Source organism: Pseudazoarcus sp. NS20, assembly GCF_059703745.1.
Genome location: NZ_BAAKIY010000001.1, coordinates 978,419 through 994,372, shown reverse-complemented (window position 1 = coordinate 994,372; position 15,954 = coordinate 978,419). Strand labels below are relative to the sequence as shown.

Genomic DNA, 15,954 nt, shown 5'->3' with positions numbered 1-15,954 from the left:
ATTCGTCCGTCTCTCCGGGCACGTGACGGGCTCAAGCGCCACCTACCATCCAGCATGCGGTGGCCGCGATGGCTGCGACGACCAGCGCACCCTGCACGCCGCGCCGCGGTGCGTAACTGAAGCCGACGCCAAGCGTCAGCGCAGCAAACGTCACCACGCCCAGCCATGCCGCCGCGCCCACCGAGGCCTGCCAGTGCGTCACGCATGCCCAGAGCGATAGCAGCAACAACGCCGAACCGGCCAGCTGCGCAAGCCGCGAGCCGCCGGCGGACAGGCTGCATCCGACCAACTGCGGCTGGTGCCGATCCATGCCGAGCGCCAACAAAGCGCTGCCCAGCAGGGCCAATGAATACGCGAACAGCAAGGACATCATGAGCTTGTCACCACATCGTTGAGCGGCGCTTCGGTGTCGGCCGACGGCACGCCAACCCGCGCAGTGCTACGCGTCGCGGGTTCGGTCGGAGGGCGGCGCATGACCCGCCACATCGCGACCCCGTGCAGAGCAGCCAAAAACAGCGCGGCAAGATCGAAACCGGCGACCGGCCATTGCCCGTGCGCAAGGCTCCAGGTGAGCGGCACGCCACCGGTGAGCGCGTTGAGCCACGGCAACAGGGCGAACAGCACGGCGGCCAACGCCAGTTGCTCCACCCAGGCACGCCGATGCGGACGCAGCGCGGCATGCACCGCAGCCACCGCCCAGACGATGAAGAAACCACGAATCTCCCAGTCCGCACGTGCCGCCAGATCAAGCGGCAACGTGCGGTTGAGCCAGAACAGCGCCGCCGTGGCCAGCGACAGCCCGGCGATGCCACCGACGTTGAGCACCTCCACCAGACGATGACCGAAGGGCGTGCGGCCGAGGCGCTTGCGGTCAGCCTGACGCTTGACCACCCACAGCACCAGCCCGGTCGCCACCATCAAGGTGCCGAGTACGCCGGACAGGAACAGCAGCCAGCGCAATGCGGGGTCGGCAAAACGCCCGAGGTGCGCAGCGGTCAGCACGTTGTAGGTCTGCGAGGCAAAGGGCACCTCGCGCGACGGGTCGGACACCGAGGTGAATTCTCCGGTGACACCGTCGAAGCTCATGCGCTCGCTCGCGCCGCGATCGACCAGACTGCGCCCGCCCTGCTCACGCAGCTCCACCGTGGCGCGGGGCGTGCCCGGCGCCGTCACGGTGAGGCTGCCGACCCCGCGCTCGGGCCAGCGCGCGTGCGCCGCAGCCAGCATGGGGGCCACGTCGGCGAGCGGCACGAAGGGGCCGGCGGCATCGCGCACCGGTGCTTCGCGCCCGCCCCGACCTCCCCCGCCACCACCACCCATGGCGCGGCGCTCGGAGGCATAGGCCTGGGTATCGCCGCTGTACACCGCGTCGATGCCCCACGGCATCAGCATGAACATCAGCAGCAGCAAGCCGCTGAAGGTGATCATGATGTGGAAGGGCAAGGCCAGCACGGCGGTGGCGTTGTGTGCGTCGAGCCACGAGCGCGCGCCCTTGCCGGGCCGGAAGGTGAAGAAGTCGGCGAAGATTTTCTTGTGCGTGATCACGCCGCTGAGGATCGCGACGAACATGAACATCGTGGCGATGCCGACGATCCAGCGCCCCCACGTGCGATCCATGCCGTGCAGCTCGAAATGGAAGCGGTAGAGGAAGTTGGCGCCAGCGGTCGCACGCGTTTCGATGCGCTCGCCGGTGGTGGCGTCAAATTCGGCACGGTCGAACGCCGCTCGCCCCTGCGGTGCCTCTTCGCCCGGCGCAACCGGCTTGCGCCACGACGCGGTGACGGTGGTCTGGCGCTCGCCGGGCAAGCTCAGGCTCCAACTGTCGGAATGCGGCGCGACGCCCTGCAGCGTGCGCAGCGTGTTGTCGACCATCGCCGGGCCGGGCATCGAGCGATGCGTTTCCGGCTTCATCCAGACGTTGATCTCGTCGAGGAAATAACTCAGCGTGCCGGTGAAGAACACCGCATACAGCAGCCAGCCAAGCACCAGCCCTGTCCAGGTGTGCAGCCATGACATCGAGCGGCGCACGGTCTCGGGTTTGCCGTCGGGCCTCATGGCGCCACCTCCGGGGTCAGCAGCCACGCGATCAGCGCCAAGGCGGCCGACGGCACGAGAATGCCCAACCACGCCCGCCGCGCGCTGGCACAGCCGAACGCCCACAAGGCTGCGCAGGCGTAGCTGATGAAGGACAACAGAGTGCCGGCCATCACGGCATGCACGCGGGGCGTGCCGGTCGCGGCCAGCAACAGGCCGACGGCGGCGGCCGTCGCCGCGGCCAGCGCGTAGCCGCCGGCGATGGCCGCAAGCGCGCGCGACAGCACCGCCAGGCGGTAGCGCAAGGGCAACGGGGCGTCGCGACGGACGCCCGGAGTGCCTGGAGAAGTAAGGGTTCGATTCACGATGGTGTGCGCACAGAAGTGCGCGAGGGGCCGGGCATTCCGCCCCCTCGCGCAGGGTTGGATCAGAAGTCCGCCGTAACGCCGACGTAGAGGCGGCGGCCGTCCAGCGTCTTGCCGTAGTCCTCGGTCGTCACGTCTTTGTCGAACAGGTTGTACAGGCCCGCAAACGCCGTCAGGTTCTTCTGCACCTTGTAGGAGCCGCCGACGTCCACCAGCGTGTAGGCCGGCAGTTGCGAGGTGCCGTCGTCGATGGTCTTGCCCTTGTAACGCGCCTTGGCCCAGACGTTGCTGCGGTCGTTCAGCTTCCAGTCCACACCGAGGTTGAGCATGTGCTTGGGCAGGTTGTTGAGCGGGTTGCCCTTGTTTGCACCGCTGGTGATCTCGCTGTCCGACCAGGTGTAGTTGGCGTTGAAACGCGCGCTGTGGCCGAGCGGTTTGCTGTAGCTCAGCTCCATGCCCTGCAGCGTCGCGGAATCGATATTGGTGTATTGGGCGATGTACTCGCGAATCGATCCATCGGGCCCCGTGCAAACCTGAGGCAGCGCGCAAATCCGGATGCGGTCGATCTTGTCTTCAAACTTGGTGTGATAGAGCGTCACGCCGGCGTTGTAGCGCTCGGGGTCGGTCCAGTTCATGCCGATTTCGTAGTTGGTGCTGCGCTCGGGCTTGAGGTTGGGGTTGCCGATGTCCCAGCCGCGACCACGCCCCGCGTTCTCGACGATCTTGTCGTCGGTCTGCTTGAGCGTCGGCGTCTTGTAGCCGCCACTGACGCCGCCCTTGAGCACCAGTTTCGGGTTGATGTGATACACGGCGTACAGACGCGGCGTGGTCTCGTTGCCGAAGCGCTGGTTGCGGTCGAAGCGCAGGCCGCCGGTGATGGCCAGCTTGTCCGTCACGAAGAATTCGTCTTCGAGGAACAGCGCGCCTTGCCAGCGCGACAGTTTGAGCGAGGTCGAGCCGGGGAAGCGGTCGGCGTCGTGATCGACCTCTTCTTCCTTGTACTCAACCCCGGCGGTGATCATCTGCCGATCCAGCCCGATCACCGTCTTGCTGTTGTACGTGGTGGCGCGATAGGTGGACAGGTTGTCGCTGTTCTCGATGTCGACGTTCTCGTGCAACACGAAGGATTTGGTGCTGAGGCGATCATTCCACTCGATGTCGTGCAGCACGCTGTAATGGCGGCGCTCGTTAGCCATATCGCCGGCTGCGCCGGTGCGCGCGGTGCGCACGTTGTCGTGCTCGGCCACGCCGGTTTCGAGCTCCAGGCTCTGGCGCTCGCTGAGTTTCCAGCGCAGCTTGCCGGTGATGTCCTCGCGCCCCTTGTAGGCATAGCCACCGGTGAAGTCGTCTTCGTTGCGCTTGTATTTGGAGCCGTACAGCGCCAGCGACAACCTGTCGTCAATGAGCGGGCCGTTGAGGTAGAAGCGCCCCTGATACGTCTCGCCTGCATCGCGGTTTTCCTGGATCACGGTGTCCAGCGTGACGCTGCCGCTCCAGCGGTCGGCGACTTTCTTGGTGATGACGTTGATGACGCCACCCAGCGCGCTCGAGCCGTACAGCGAAGACATCGGCCCGCGCACCACCTCGATGCGCTCGATGGCCGACACCGGCGGCAACCAACCGACCTGCGCGCCGCCGCCAAAGCCGTTGTAGTAGGCCTCGGACGATGCCCCCAGCGGCTTGCCATCCACCAGGAACAGCACGTAGCTCTCGCTCATGCCGCGGATGTTCACCGAGGTGCTTTCGATCTTGCCACCCGAGCCACCCTCGATGCTGACGCCGGGAATGTCCTGCAACGCATCGGTGATGTCGCGGTAGTACTTGCCTTCGAGTTGCTCACTGGTGATGACGGTGATCGTGGCGGGTGCATCGGCAACAGCCTGCTCGAAGCCCGATGCGGTGACCACCACATCCGACAATTGCCGCTCGCTCTCTTGTTGAGCCCAAGCCGCGCCGGAACCGAAGACGAGCACGGCCAACGCGACGGCCCGATGGCAGCGCGTCGTGCGGAATGAATGCATGAAACCAACTCCCTGATTGACTGGCGTGCAGGCATCGAACAGGGGGCTTCCCCGCTGGATACGCATGTGCCGGCCGCCGGATTATCTTATAAATGCGAATCATAATCATTTTCTAGACGAATCCTGATCGGAAGCTGACGTGCCGTAAAGAAAGCCCGTCCAGGGCTGCGGTAGCGGAAAAGAGGGGAATGCGGACTCTGAGGCGCGACGAAACGCCGGAACGCAGCCTGCATTGCGCAGGCCGCCAATCGACCGGGCCGAAGCGGGCAGGCGCCTCAGCGCAGGCGCAACGGCACGGCGCTTTCGTCGTTGTTGGCTTCGACCAGCCGGATGAGCATGCCGACCAGCGCATCGCGCTCGGCAGGAGCCAGACACGCGATGGTGCGGTCGTGCGCGCGCTGGGCATGCTCGGCCATGCGCGCGAGCAGGTTGCGGCCCTTGCGCGTGATGCGCACGCGCTTGACGCGTTTGTCTTCAGGGGCAATGCGGCGCTCGATCACGCCGCGCTCGACCAGACGGGGGATGACTTCGGCCACGCTGGTGCGCTCCAGCCCGATCTCCAGCGCCAGACGCCCCTGCTCCATTTCGCCGAACTGCACCAGTGTGGTGAGCAGGCTGTACTGCACCGGCGTGACGTTGAACTCGCGCGTCTCTTCCAGAAACTGCGAGCAGTGGATCTGATGCAGACGGCGGATCAGGAAGCCCGGGCGGCTGAATAACAAAGAGCGCACCTGCGCAGCCTCCAGCGCTGCACTCGGCTCATCTTGTCGGGTGTCGGTTTTCATCAATGCAGCGTCTCCGCACGTCGGCCAGGCGATAGCTGCCGATTATGTCACATGCTTCCACAATACCCGCTTCAAATGTGGCATACCACTTCATTTTCAAAAAAGAGTGGTATGGCCCGTATATGGTGCAATCGAGAACACTTGAACACCACTTTGGTGCGCCACAAAAGGGGCATACCACTCTTTCATTGATGCCGATCAATACGCTGCAATCCTTGCTGTGAAAGGCGAAATCCGCCAACGCGCGTCTGATTTGAAAAGCTGGCCCGGAACTTGCGGTATGCCACCTATCTTTCACGACGCAGCGTACACAGAACATGAAGACACTACTCAAGGGCGGACGCGTCATCGACCCCGCCGCCGGACGCGACGCAGTCCTCGACGTGCTCATCGAAGACGACCGCATCGCCGCCATCGGTGAAGCGCTGGACAACACCCTCACCGGCGGCGCAGAGATCATCGACTGTCACGGCAAGCTGGTGCTTCCGGGCCTCATCGACACCCACGGCCACAATTACCAGTACGTGACCGGCCGCTTCGGCCTTGAGCCCGACCTGTGCGGCGTGCGCTCCGGGGTCACCACGCTGGTGGATCAAGGCGGCCCGAGCTGCATCACGCTGGCCGGCTACCGCCACTTCCTGGTCGAGAAATCGCACACCCGCATGCTGGCCTTTCTGTCGGCCTATCTGGTGGGCGGTCTCGAAGGGCATTTCTACCCCGAGCTGTATCAGCCCGAATGCCTCGACGTAGCCGCCACGGTGAAATCCGCCAATGCCAACCGTGATCTGGTGAAGGGCTTCAAGGCGCACGCCGAGATCGGCGGCTTCGCACGCTGGGGCACCGGCGTGATGCAGAAGTCAGCGCAGATCGCCCGTGAAGCGGGCCTGCCGCTGTACATCCATTTTGGCCAGTTGTGGCCGGAGCCCGAGGAAGGTGGCTTGCCGGTCGACCCCGACACCATCTTCAACCAGGTGGTGGACCTGCTGCAGCCGGGCGACGTGCTGGCCCATCCGTTCAGCCGTCACCCCGGCGGCTTCACCCACGTGGATGGTTCGCTGCACCCGATGGTGAAGGAAGCCTTGGCGCGCGGCCTGAAGGTAGACGTGGGCCACGGCTCGCACTTCAGCTTCCGCGTGGCGCGTCAGGTGCTCGACGCCGGCGTCATTCCCGACACGCTGGGTGCCGACATGCACGGCTACAACACCACGGTCCCCGCCCCGGCCGGCACGCCGGACAGCCACCCGGACGAAGAAGATCACCTGTTCACCGGCCGCGTGCGCTTCGGCCTGGTGTCGGCCATGACCAGCATGCTGGCGCTGGGCCTGCCGCTGAATCACGTGGTGGCGATGGCCACCTGCAACGCCGCAAAGATGATCGGCATGCAGGACGAGCTGGGCAGCCTGCGCATCGGCGGTGTGGCCGACGTATCCGTGCTCGACGACCTGCCCGGCCGCTGGGTGCTGCGTGACAACGAAGGCAACGAAGCCGTTTCCGACCGCTGGCTGCAGCCGCTGTTCTGCCTGCGCGCCGGTCGCCGCTTCGAGGCTGACGCACCGATTCTGCCGGTGCCGCGCAAAGCCGAAGAGGCGCTGGCATGAGCCTAACGGCCAAACCCGCCGAAGCTCAGGGCATCGGCGCCCCGCTCAAGCGCAAGGAAGACGACCGCTTCATGCGCGGTCGCGGCGAGTACGTGGGCAACATCCGCATGGTCGGCATGCTCGACGTGGCTTTCGTGCGCAGCCCGGTGGCGCATGGCCGCATCGTCGGCATCGAGAAGCCCGAGGGCTTCGAGCGCGACGTCTACACCATCGACGAGCTCGACGGCGTGTCGCCCATCGTCGCCAACTCCGCCCTGCCCGGCTTCAAGTCGTCCGCGCAGCATGTGCTGGCCAAAGACAAGGTGCGCCAGGTGGGCGAGATGATCGCCATGTGCGTGGCGCCCTCGCGTGCCGAGGCCGAAGACATCGCCGCACAGGTGTTCGTCGACTTCGAAGAACTGCCGGCGGTGGTCGACATGATCGCCGCGCATAAGTCGCCCGACGCGCTGGTGCACGAGGAGTGGGGCGACAACCTGTTCCTCGAGACCTTCGTCGACGCCGACCTGTCTGACATCCGCGCCAGCGCGCCCATTCAGGTGCGCAAGAAACTGCGTACCGCGCGCCAGAGCATGGCGCCGATGGAAGGCCGCGGCGTGGTCGCCCACTGGGACCGCCGCCTCGGCCAGTTGGTTGTCTACACCTCGGCGCAAATGCCGCACATCAACCGCACCGGCATCGCCGGCTGCCTGGGGCTGGATGAAGGCCAGGTGCGCGTGATCGCACCCGACGTGGGCGGCGGCTTTGGCTACAAGGGCATTTTGCTGCCCGAAGAGATCTGCGTGGCGTGGCTGGCCATGAAGCTGCAGCGCCCAGTGCGCTGGCTCGAAGACCGCCGCGAGCAACTCGTCGCCAACGCCAACTGCCGCGAGCACGATTACGACATCACCGGCTACGCCGATGCCGATGGCCGCCTGCTGGCCATCGAGTGCGAAGCGCATGTCGACTCCGGCGCGTATTCGTCCTACCCCTTCTCGGCCTGTCTGGAAGCAGCGCAGGTCGGCAGCATCCTGCCCGGCCCGTACAAGATGGACAAGTACCGCTGCCGCACCTGGTCGGTGGCCACCAACAAGCCGCCGATCCTGCCGTACCGCGGCGTGGCGCGCACCGGCGTGTGCTACGCCATCGAAAGCATCATGGACGCGATTGCCGTCGAGGCCGGGCTGGAGCCGTGGGAAGTGCGCCTGCGCAACCTCGTGCAGGCCGACGAGATGCCCTACGACAACATCACCAACAAGCACTTCGACAGCGGCGACTACCCCGAAGCACTGCGCCGCGCCGTCGCCGCCATCGACCTACCTGCCGTGCGTGCGCGCCAGCAGCGCGGCGAAGCCGACGGCCGCCGCATCGGCGTCGGCCTGGCGATCTTCTGCGAACAGGGTGCGCACGGCACGTCCGTGTATCACGGCTGGGGCATCCCGATGGTGCCGGGGCGTGAGCCCGCGGTGGTGCGTCTGACGCCCGACGGCGTGCTTGAAGTGCGCGCCGGCGTGCATTCGCACGGTCAGAGCATGGAAACCACGCTGGCACAGATCGCCCACGAAATGCTCGGCATCGACACCGACCGCGTGCGCATCGTGCTCGGCGACACCGGCGTAACGCCCTACTCCACCGGCACCTGGGGCTCGCGCTCCATCGTCATGGCCGGCAGCGCGGTGGGCATGGCGTGCAAGGAACTCAAGCAGCGCCTGCTGCACATCGGCGCCTGGCTGCTCGGCGAAAACCCCGCCAACGTGCGCTGGGAGAACGACGCCGTGGTGTCCGCCAAGGGCTGGAAGCGCATCAGCGACATCGCCCGCGTGTGGTACCTGCAACCGCAACTGCTGCCTCCGGATGTCGACCCGCGCGGGCTGGAAGTCACCACCACCTATCAGGCGGTACGCGACACCGGCACCTTCAGCTACGCCTGCCACGCCGTGGTGGTGGCGGTGGATACGGGCCTGGGCAAGGTCGAGCTGCTCGATTACGTCATCGTCGAAGACGGTGGCGTGCTGATCAACCCGATGGTGGTGGACGGCCAGGTGTATGGCGGCACCGCACAGGGCATCGGCACCGCGCTGTATGAAGAGATGCGCTACAGCGAAGACGGCCAGCCGCTGGCCTCCACCCTGGCCGACTACATCCTGCCCGGCGCCACCGAGGTGCCGAATATCCGCATCGAACACATGGAAACCCCCGCGCCCTACACCGCCTTCGGCCAGAAGGGCATCGGCGAGAGCGGTGCCATCGGCTCGCCCGCGGCCATCGCCAACGCCGTGAATGACGCGCTGCGCCCGCTCGGCGCCGAGGTCACGCAATTGCCGATCACGCCGCGCGTGATTCTCGAAGCCCTGCGCAGCGCGCGCCAAGCTGCGGAGGTGTCGGCATGAAGGCCGCTGCATTCGAATACGCCCGCCCCGCCACCTGCGACGAGGCCGTGGCACTGCTGGCCGCAGGCCAGGGCATGGCCAAGCCGGTGGGCGGCACGCAGTCGCTCGGGCCCATGCTCAACCTGCGTCTGGCCCAGCCCGACCAGCTCGTGGCGCTGTCCGGCATCGCCGAACTGCGCGAATGCCGTGCGGAAGGCGATCACGTAGTGATCGGCGCCTGTGTCACGCACGCCGAGATTGAAGACGGCCGCATCAGCGACCCCACGCAGGGCTTGTTGCCTTATGTCGCGCGCGGCATCGCTTACCGCGCCGTGCGCAACCGCGGCACGCTCGGCGGCAGCCTGGCGCACGCCGACCCGGCAGCCGACTGGATCAACCTGATGCCGCTGCTCGGCGCAGAGCTGATCGTGGCCGGCCCGGCCGGGCGCCGCAACGTGCCCGCCACCGACTGGATGCTGGGCGCCTTCACCACGGCGCTGGCCGAGGATGAACTGCTGGTCGGCGTGCGCATCGCCCGACTCTCGCCTGACGCGCGCTGGAGCTACTTCAAGTTCAACCGCAAGACGGGCGAGTTTGCCGAAGCCATCGCGGCCTTTCTGGTCGACCCGGCACGCGGCGTGTGCCGGGCCGTGCTCGGCGCGCTCGACGGCGCGCCGCTGGTCATCGAAGACGCCCGCGCCCTGCTCGCCAACCCGGCCGACACCGCCGCCGTGCTCGCTGACGCGGGCCTCGCCGGTGACGACTACGAAACGCGCATTCACGACGTGGCGCTGCAGCGCGCCGCGCGCCTGATCGAGGAGTTCCCCGCCCGATGAACGCCAACCCGAAAACCCCCGTGACGCTCTCCCTGAACGGCCGCCAAGTGAGCGCCGTGGTCGAGCCGCGCACGCATCTGGCCGACTACGTGCGCGAACACCACCACTGCACCGGCACCAACATCGGCTGCGAACAAGGCGTGTGCGGGGCCTGCACGCTGATGGTGGACGGCGTGCCGACACGCTCGTGCATCACCTTCGCGGTGGCCTGCGAGGGCGCCGAGGTGCGCAGCATCGAAGACTTCGACGATGACGAAGTCATGACCCGACTGCGCGCCGCCTTCAACACCGAGCACGCCCTGCAATGCGGCTACTGCACACCGGGAATGCTCGCCACCGCGCGCGACATCGTCACCCGCCTGCCCGACGCCGACGACGCGCGCATCCGCCTGGAACTGTCCGGAAACCTGTGTCGCTGCACTGGCTATGTCGGCCTGGTGCGCGCGATCCGCCGCGTGCTCGACGCGCAGCGCAGCCCCGCTACCGAGGAAATCTGAAATGGAAATCGAACAAAGCTTCAGCGTGCCCTTTCCGCGTGAGCAGGTGTGGGCAAGCTTTCACGACATCGAAGGCATCGTCGGCTGCCTGCCGGGCGCTTCGCTCAGCGCGCCGCCGGACAATGGCCAGCTCAAGCTCGCCATGACGGTCAAGCTCGGCCCCATCGTGGCGAGCTTTGCTGGCGACGGCGAGATGACGCTCGACGACGCCAGCCACAGCGGCGCCGTGAGCGGTGTCGGCGCCGACCGCAAGAGCGGCTCGCGCGTGAAGGGCTCGGCCGCCTTCTCGCTGCATGAAGAGGGCGACGCCACCCGCGTGGACGTAAAGGTGGATTACTCCATAGCCGGCAGCCTGGCGCAGTTCTCGCGCGGCGGCATCGTGCGCGAGCTGGCCACGCGCCTGACCGAGGCCTTCGCCGACAACCTCAAGGCGCGCCTCGAAGCCGAAGCGCCCGCGCCCGCCGTGCTCACCGCCTCCGCGACGGAGCCGGTCGCGACGACCGAGGGTCCACAAAGCCCGCCGGCAACCGTCACCGCCGAAACGCCCAGACCCGCACCCGCACAGAACGCCCCGCTCGACGTCGGCAACCTGTTCTGGCGCGTGCTGATCGACCGCATCAAGAGTTTCTTCCGCCGCAGCAACGGCGGAGCCCATTGATTCCTACCCAATAACGCCAGCAAGAGCGAAACCACCCCCAGCCCCCTCACATAGAGAGTCCGGATCATGAAAATCAGAAAGCTTCTCGCCAAAGCCCTGCCCATTGCCCTGGTTGCCTTCAGCACCCTGGCCTTTGCGCAGGACGTCATCAAGATCGGCGCCCCGCTGGCCCTGACCGGCACGCTGGCCGACGAGGCCAAGAAACAGCAGGTGGCCTACGCCATGTGGCGTGACCGCGTGAATGCGGCCGGCGGCATCAACGTCGGCGGCAAGATGATGAAGGTCGAGGTGATCGAGAGCGATTACCAGTCCAACGCCCAGCGCGCCCAGCAGATGGCCGAGCGCATGATCAGCCAGGACAAGGTCGACTTCCTGCTGTCGCCCTTCGGCTCGGGCCACACCAAGGTGGTGGCGGGCGTCGCCGAGCGCTACGGCGTGCCGGTGATCGCGCCGTCGGCGTCGTCGGAATCGGTGTTCGACCAGAACTACAAGTACCTCTTCGGCACGCTGGCCCCCAACGGTGGCCTGATCGAAGCCATGGCCGGCCTGTTCCTGGAGCAGCGCCCGGAAACCAAGACCATCGCCATCCTCGGGCGCGAAGACGTGTTTCCCAACGCCATGGCCAGCGAGATGGAGAAGATCGCCAAGGCGCGCGGTCTGGAAATCGTACACAAAGAGCTGTACCCCATCGGCAACCTCGACTTCTCGTCGTCGCTGTCGCGCATCCGCGCCGCCAAGCCGGACTGGATCTACGTCACCGGCTACGACAAGGATCTGATCCTGGCGCGCAAGCAGATGGAAGACCTGCGTGTGAGCGCCCCCATCGTCACCATGATCACCGGCCCGGCCTATCCCGAGTTCCGCCACAACCTCGGCAAGCTCGCCGAGAACGTCACCAGCGTGACGTGGTGGCATCAGGCCACGCAGTACGAGACCGACGACATCTTCGGCTCCACCAAGGCCTTCTTCGAGGAGTTCACCGAGCGTGCCAAGGCCGAGCCGGATTACGTCGGGGCATCGTCGGCCGCCGCGCTGGTGGCCCTGCAGAAGGCCATCGAAAAGGCCGGCAGCATCGACAAGAACAAGGTGCGCGACGAGCTCGCCAAACTCGACATCGAAACCTTCTACGGCCCGATCAAGTTCGGCCCCAACGGCATGAACGCCGGCCGTGACATGCCGGTGATCCAGGTACAGGGCGGCGACGTGGTGCTGCTCTACCCGGCGGCCATCAAACAGGCCGACCTGAAGCCGTTCAACTGATCTCGCGCTTCACCCGCCGCCGGGCGCGCCCCGCGCGGCGGCGGGCACTGAGTCTCAAATTCCGGGAAAGGACATGGATATCCTGCAAACAATCGTCAACGGCTTGATGCTGGGCGCGCTCTACGCCTGCATCGCCGTAGGCTTCTCGCTGGTGTGGGGCGTGCTCAACGTCATCAACATGCTGCACGGCTCGTTCATCGTGCTGGGCGGCTACCTCACCTTCTTCGCCTGGTCGCTGCTCGGCGCCAGCCCCTTCGTGACGCTGTTCTTCGTGGCGGCACTGCTGTTCGTGATCGGCTTCCTGATCCAGTACTTCGCGATCAACCGCGTGGTCACGAAACCCGTGCTCATCACGCTGACGCTGACCTTCGGCCTCGACATGATCCTGTACAACTACATGAACGTGTTCTTCGAGGCCACGCCGCGCAGCGTCATCCTCGACATGGGCAGCATCGCCATCGGCGGCATCATCCTGCCGTGGGACCGCGTTCTGGCCATGCTTCTGGCATTGACCATGACGGGCCTGCTGTTCTACGTGCTGCGCACCTCGCGCATCGGCCGCGCCATCGTCGCCGTGCGCATGGATCGCGATGCCGCCTCGCTGATGGGCATCAAGGTCAACCGCGTATATGCCATCACCTTCGGCATCTCCGCGATGATGGCCGGTGCCTGTGGCGCGCTGCTGTCCTTCGTGTTCCCGATCACCACCAACGTCACCGGGCTGCTGCTCGGCAAAGCGTTCGTGGTGTGCGTCATCGGCGGTCTGGGCAGCGTGCCCGGCGCGCTGGTCGGTGGCCTGGCACTGGGCCTGATCGAGAGCTTCAGTGCCAGTTGGCTCGGCGCGCAGTACGCCATCCTGATCGGCGCACTGGTGATGCTCACGCTGCTGATGGTTCGCCCCACCGGCCTGCTCGGCAAGAAGGGGTACGAATGATGAGCGCGCAAACCACTAAACGCAGCGGCATCCGCCCTGCCCACACTGTCTTCGTCGCATGGGTGGTGCTGCTCGCCGCCATGCCTTTCCTGGGTGACAACTATTTCGTGCGGCTGGCCACCTTCGTGGCGATGTACACGGCGCTGGCGTTGTCGTGGAACTTCATCGGCGGCTTCACCGGCTACCCGTCCTTCGCCACCGCGGCCTTCGTCGGCCTGGGCAGCTATACCGGCGCCGTGCTGCAGAACGCCGGCATGCCGATGGTGCTGGCGTGGGTGTGCGCCACGGTGGTGACGGCGCTGTGCGCCATGGCCATCGGCGCCGGCATCCTGCGCATGAAGGGGCACTACTTTGCGGTGGGCTCGATCGCGCTGATCGAAGTGCTGCACCAGATCGCTTCGCTGTGGCGCAGCGTCACCGGCGGTGGCGAAGGCCTCAACGTGCCGATCCTGGCCGGCGGCCCGGACTTTGCCGGCCGCGTGTTCCTGTACTCGATGCTCGTCACCATGGTGCTGGTGTGGCTGGTCACGCTGTGGGTGGACCGCTCGCGCCTGGGCTTCGGCCTGCGCTGCATCAGCCAGAACGAAGATGCCGCCGACATGGTCGGCGTACAGGTGAACCGCTACAAGACCATCGCCTTCACGCTGTCCGCAGTGTTCTGCGGCACGGTGGGTGCCATCTACGCCTCGTGGGTGTCGTACATCGCCCCGCCGGACGCCTTCAGCATCCTGCTGACGCTGAAAGTGCCGGCCATGGTGATGCTGGGCGGCATCGGCACGGTGTATGGCCCGGTCATTGGCGCCGCCGCCTTCGTGCTGATGGAAGAAACCATCTGGGTGCACTTCCTCAACTACAACCAGGCGATTCTCGGCGCGGTCATCGTGTTGCTGCTGCTGTTCCTGCCGGGCGGCTTCATCAAGATCGATTACCGCGGCATGTTCCGTCGCGTGTTCGGCGGCAAGCCGGGCAGCGAAACCCCGCCGCCTGCGGCCACCCCCACGCCACCGCCGGCGCCGGCCAAACCCGTCGCCGGAGCCAAGCCGGAAAGTGACAAGGCGGCCTTCGCCCGCACGCAGGAGGCACGCTCATGAGCCACCTTCTTGAAGTCACCAACCTGTCGAAATCCTTCGGCGGCCTGAAGGCCACGCAAGACGTCAGCTTCACGCTGGACGAAGGCGAGATCGTCGGCCTGATCGGCCCCAACGGCGCGGGCAAGACCACGCTGGTGAACCTCATCACCGGCGTGCTCAGCCCGAGCGCCGGCAAGATCGTCTTCAACGGCCGCGACGTCACCAGCCAGCGCCCGTGGCAGGCCGCACGCAGTGGTCTGGCACGCACCTTCCAGATCGTGCAGCCCTTCCCGCAGATGACGGTGCTCGACAACGTCGCGGCCGGCGCGCTGTTCGCCGGCCAGGCTTCGACACGTCGCCAGGCCGAAGAAGAAGCGCTCGAGCATCTGGAGTTCGTCGGCCTGATCGACCAGGCGCACCGCCCGGCCACGGCGCTCACGCTGCCCTCGCGCAAGCGCCTGGAGCTGGCCAAGAGCCTCGCGATGAAGCCCAAGCTGCTGCTGCTCGACGAGGTCAATGCGGGTCTGAACACCGCCGAGATCGACAAGGCACTGGAGCTGATGCGCACCATCGCCTCGCGCGGCATCACGATCCTGTTGATCGAGCATCTGATGAAGGTCGTTACCTCGCTATCGACCCGCATCCTCGTGCTGCATCACGGCGAACTGATCAGCCAGGGCGACCCATCCGCCGTGATGGAAGACCCGCGCGTGATCGAGGCCTATCTGGGCAGCAAGTTCGCCGCACGTCTGGCCGCCGAAAAATCCGAAAAGGAGCAGGCTCATGTCTGAGCAAGCCGTTCTCGACCTTCCCGCCGGCACGTCCGCAGAGGTCACCCGCCCGCTTCTCAGCATCCAGGGGCTCGAAGCCGGTTACGGCGACGTGCAAGTGCTGTGGGGCATCGATCTCGAAATCCGCAACGGCGCCATCACCTGCATCGTCGGCTCCAACGGCGCGGGTAAATCCACGCTGATGCGCACCATCTCGGGCATGGTGCCGCCGCGTGCCGGGCGCATCGAGTTCGCCGGCCAGGACATGACCGGCCTGGGGCCGGACCGCATGCTGGGCGCGGGCATCGCCCACGTGCCGGAAGGGCGTCGCCTGTTCAAGGGCCTGTCGATCCGCGACAACCTGCTGCTCGGCGCCTATCTGCGCAACGACAGCCGCGCCGATATCGAGCACGACTTGGAATTCGTCTACTCGATGTTCCCCATCCTCAAGGAGCGCCAGAAGCAGGACGCCACCACGCTGTCCGGTGGCGAACAGCAGATGTGCGCCATCGGCCGCGGCATCATGTCGCGCCCGCAACTGCTGCTGGTGGATGAACTGTCGCTCGGCCTCGCGCCGCGCGCGGTCGACCTGCTCGGGCAGGCGCTGGTCGAGATCAACCGCAAGGGGCTCACCATCGTGCTCGTCGAGCAGGACGTGCTCACCGCCTTCGATCTGGCCAGCTACGGCTACGTCATCGAAACGGGCCGTGTGTCATTGTCGGGCAGCACCGAGACGTTGGCCGCCGACCCGCGCGTACGCCGCGCCTACATGGGCATCTGA

The 15,954-nt window shown here is 66.2% G+C and carries 15 protein-coding genes; 10 read left to right on the top strand and 5 right to left on the bottom strand.

Annotated elements, in window-relative coordinates; all coding sequences use genetic code 11:
• Positions 1-31: 31 nt before the first annotated feature.
• The 5 genes from AC6H0W_RS04565 to AC6H0W_RS04545 all read right to left on the bottom strand — a co-directional run bounded on the left by AC6H0W_RS04565 (position 32) and on the right by AC6H0W_RS04545 (position 5,205).
• Positions 32-373: a DUF3325 family protein gene (locus AC6H0W_RS04565; protein ID WP_497575939.1), complete on the bottom strand. Its 342-nt coding sequence runs from the start codon at positions 371-373 to the stop codon at positions 32-34.
• On the bottom strand, positions 370-2,055 hold the full coding sequence (locus tag AC6H0W_RS04560; RefSeq protein ID WP_497575938.1) for a PepSY-associated TM helix domain-containing protein: 1,686 nt from the start codon (positions 2,053-2,055) through the stop codon (positions 370-372). The genes AC6H0W_RS04565 and AC6H0W_RS04560 overlap by 4 nt, the downstream gene beginning before the upstream one ends.
• Positions 2,052-2,399, bottom strand: coding sequence for a DUF3649 domain-containing protein (locus tag AC6H0W_RS04555; protein ID WP_497575937.1), 348 nt, complete (start codon positions 2,397-2,399; stop codon positions 2,052-2,054). The genes AC6H0W_RS04560 and AC6H0W_RS04555 overlap by 4 nt, the downstream gene beginning before the upstream one ends.
• Before the next feature lie 62 nt (positions 2,400-2,461).
• Positions 2,462-4,420, bottom strand: coding sequence for a TonB-dependent receptor domain-containing protein (locus AC6H0W_RS04550; protein WP_497575936.1), 1,959 nt, complete (start codon positions 4,418-4,420; stop codon positions 2,462-2,464).
• Between the two features lie 275 nt (positions 4,421-4,695).
• Positions 4,696-5,205, bottom strand: coding sequence for a MarR family winged helix-turn-helix transcriptional regulator (locus AC6H0W_RS04545; protein ID WP_497575935.1), 510 nt, complete (start codon positions 5,203-5,205; stop codon positions 4,696-4,698).
• 317 nt (positions 5,206-5,522) lie between these two features.
• Between AC6H0W_RS04545 and AC6H0W_RS04540 the strand changes: the two genes are divergently transcribed.
• The 10 genes from AC6H0W_RS04540 (at position 5,523) to AC6H0W_RS04495 (ending at position 15,954) form a co-directional block, all read left to right on the top strand.
• A complete protein-coding gene (locus tag AC6H0W_RS04540; protein ID WP_497575934.1) occupies positions 5,523-6,803 on the top strand; it encodes an amidohydrolase/deacetylase family metallohydrolase in 1,281 nt (426 codons plus the stop codon).
• Entirely contained in the window at positions 6,800-9,169 is a 2,370-nt protein-coding gene (locus tag AC6H0W_RS04535) for a xanthine dehydrogenase family protein molybdopterin-binding subunit (protein WP_497575933.1), read from the top strand. Before AC6H0W_RS04540 ends, AC6H0W_RS04535 begins: the two co-directional genes overlap by 4 nt.
• The gene (locus tag AC6H0W_RS04530) at positions 9,166-9,984 is read left to right on the top strand and encodes an FAD binding domain-containing protein (protein ID WP_497575932.1); all 819 of its coding nucleotides are present in this window, start codon (positions 9,166-9,168) and stop codon (positions 9,982-9,984) included. The genes AC6H0W_RS04535 and AC6H0W_RS04530 overlap by 4 nt, the downstream gene beginning before the upstream one ends.
• A complete protein-coding gene (locus AC6H0W_RS04525; protein ID WP_497575931.1) occupies positions 9,981-10,481 on the top strand; it encodes a (2Fe-2S)-binding protein in 501 nt (166 codons plus the stop codon). Before AC6H0W_RS04530 ends, AC6H0W_RS04525 begins: the two co-directional genes overlap by 4 nt.
• Position 10,482: 1 nt before the next feature.
• The gene (locus AC6H0W_RS04520) at positions 10,483-11,139 is read left to right on the top strand and encodes an SRPBCC family protein (protein ID WP_497575930.1); all 657 of its coding nucleotides are present in this window, start codon (positions 10,483-10,485) and stop codon (positions 11,137-11,139) included.
• A gap of 66 nt (positions 11,140-11,205) precedes the next feature.
• Positions 11,206-12,399 (top strand): amino acid ABC transporter substrate-binding protein, encoded by a 1,194-nt coding sequence (locus AC6H0W_RS04515; RefSeq protein WP_497575929.1) that lies wholly within the window; start codon positions 11,206-11,208, stop codon positions 12,397-12,399.
• Positions 12,400-12,472: 73 nt separating this feature from the next.
• A complete protein-coding gene (locus AC6H0W_RS04510) occupies positions 12,473-13,333 on the top strand; it encodes a branched-chain amino acid ABC transporter permease (RefSeq protein WP_497575928.1) in 861 nt (286 codons plus the stop codon).
• The gene (locus AC6H0W_RS04505) at positions 13,330-14,424 is read left to right on the top strand and encodes a branched-chain amino acid ABC transporter permease (RefSeq protein ID WP_497575927.1); all 1,095 of its coding nucleotides are present in this window, start codon (positions 13,330-13,332) and stop codon (positions 14,422-14,424) included. Before AC6H0W_RS04510 ends, AC6H0W_RS04505 begins: the two co-directional genes overlap by 4 nt.
• A complete protein-coding gene (locus AC6H0W_RS04500; protein WP_497575926.1) occupies positions 14,421-15,194 on the top strand; it encodes an ABC transporter ATP-binding protein in 774 nt (257 codons plus the stop codon). The genes AC6H0W_RS04505 and AC6H0W_RS04500 overlap by 4 nt, the downstream gene beginning before the upstream one ends.
• On the top strand, positions 15,187-15,954 hold the full coding sequence (locus tag AC6H0W_RS04495) for an ABC transporter ATP-binding protein (protein WP_497575925.1): 768 nt from the start codon (positions 15,187-15,189) through the stop codon (positions 15,952-15,954). The genes AC6H0W_RS04500 and AC6H0W_RS04495 overlap by 8 nt, the downstream gene beginning before the upstream one ends.

Coding starts and splice junctions, on each gene's coding strand:
- AC6H0W_RS04565 (WP_497575939.1), bottom strand. CDS start 373: ATGATGTCCTTGCTGTTCGCGTATTCATTGGCCCTGCTGGGCAGCGCT.
- AC6H0W_RS04560 (WP_497575938.1), bottom strand. CDS start 2,055: ATGAGGCCCGACGGCAAACCCGAGACCGTGCGCCGCTCGATGTCATGG.
- AC6H0W_RS04550 (WP_497575936.1), bottom strand. CDS start 4,420: ATGCATTCATTCCGCACGACGCGCTGCCATCGGGCCGTCGCGTTGGCC.
- AC6H0W_RS04545 (WP_497575935.1), bottom strand. CDS start 5,205: ATGAAAACCGACACCCGACAAGATGAGCCGAGTGCAGCGCTGGAGGCT.
- AC6H0W_RS04540 (WP_497575934.1), top strand. CDS start 5,523: ATGAAGACACTACTCAAGGGCGGACGCGTCATCGACCCCGCCGCCGGA.
- AC6H0W_RS04535 (WP_497575933.1), top strand. CDS start 6,800: ATGAGCCTAACGGCCAAACCCGCCGAAGCTCAGGGCATCGGCGCCCCG.
- AC6H0W_RS04530 (WP_497575932.1), top strand. CDS start 9,166: ATGAAGGCCGCTGCATTCGAATACGCCCGCCCCGCCACCTGCGACGAG.
- AC6H0W_RS04525 (WP_497575931.1), top strand. CDS start 9,981: ATGAACGCCAACCCGAAAACCCCCGTGACGCTCTCCCTGAACGGCCGC.
- AC6H0W_RS04520 (WP_497575930.1), top strand. CDS start 10,483: ATGGAAATCGAACAAAGCTTCAGCGTGCCCTTTCCGCGTGAGCAGGTG.
- AC6H0W_RS04515 (WP_497575929.1), top strand. CDS start 11,206: ATGAAAATCAGAAAGCTTCTCGCCAAAGCCCTGCCCATTGCCCTGGTT.
- AC6H0W_RS04510 (WP_497575928.1), top strand. CDS start 12,473: ATGGATATCCTGCAAACAATCGTCAACGGCTTGATGCTGGGCGCGCTC.
- AC6H0W_RS04505 (WP_497575927.1), top strand. CDS start 13,330: ATGATGAGCGCGCAAACCACTAAACGCAGCGGCATCCGCCCTGCCCAC.
- AC6H0W_RS04500 (WP_497575926.1), top strand. CDS start 14,421: ATGAGCCACCTTCTTGAAGTCACCAACCTGTCGAAATCCTTCGGCGGC.
- AC6H0W_RS04495 (WP_497575925.1), top strand. CDS start 15,187: ATGTCTGAGCAAGCCGTTCTCGACCTTCCCGCCGGCACGTCCGCAGAG.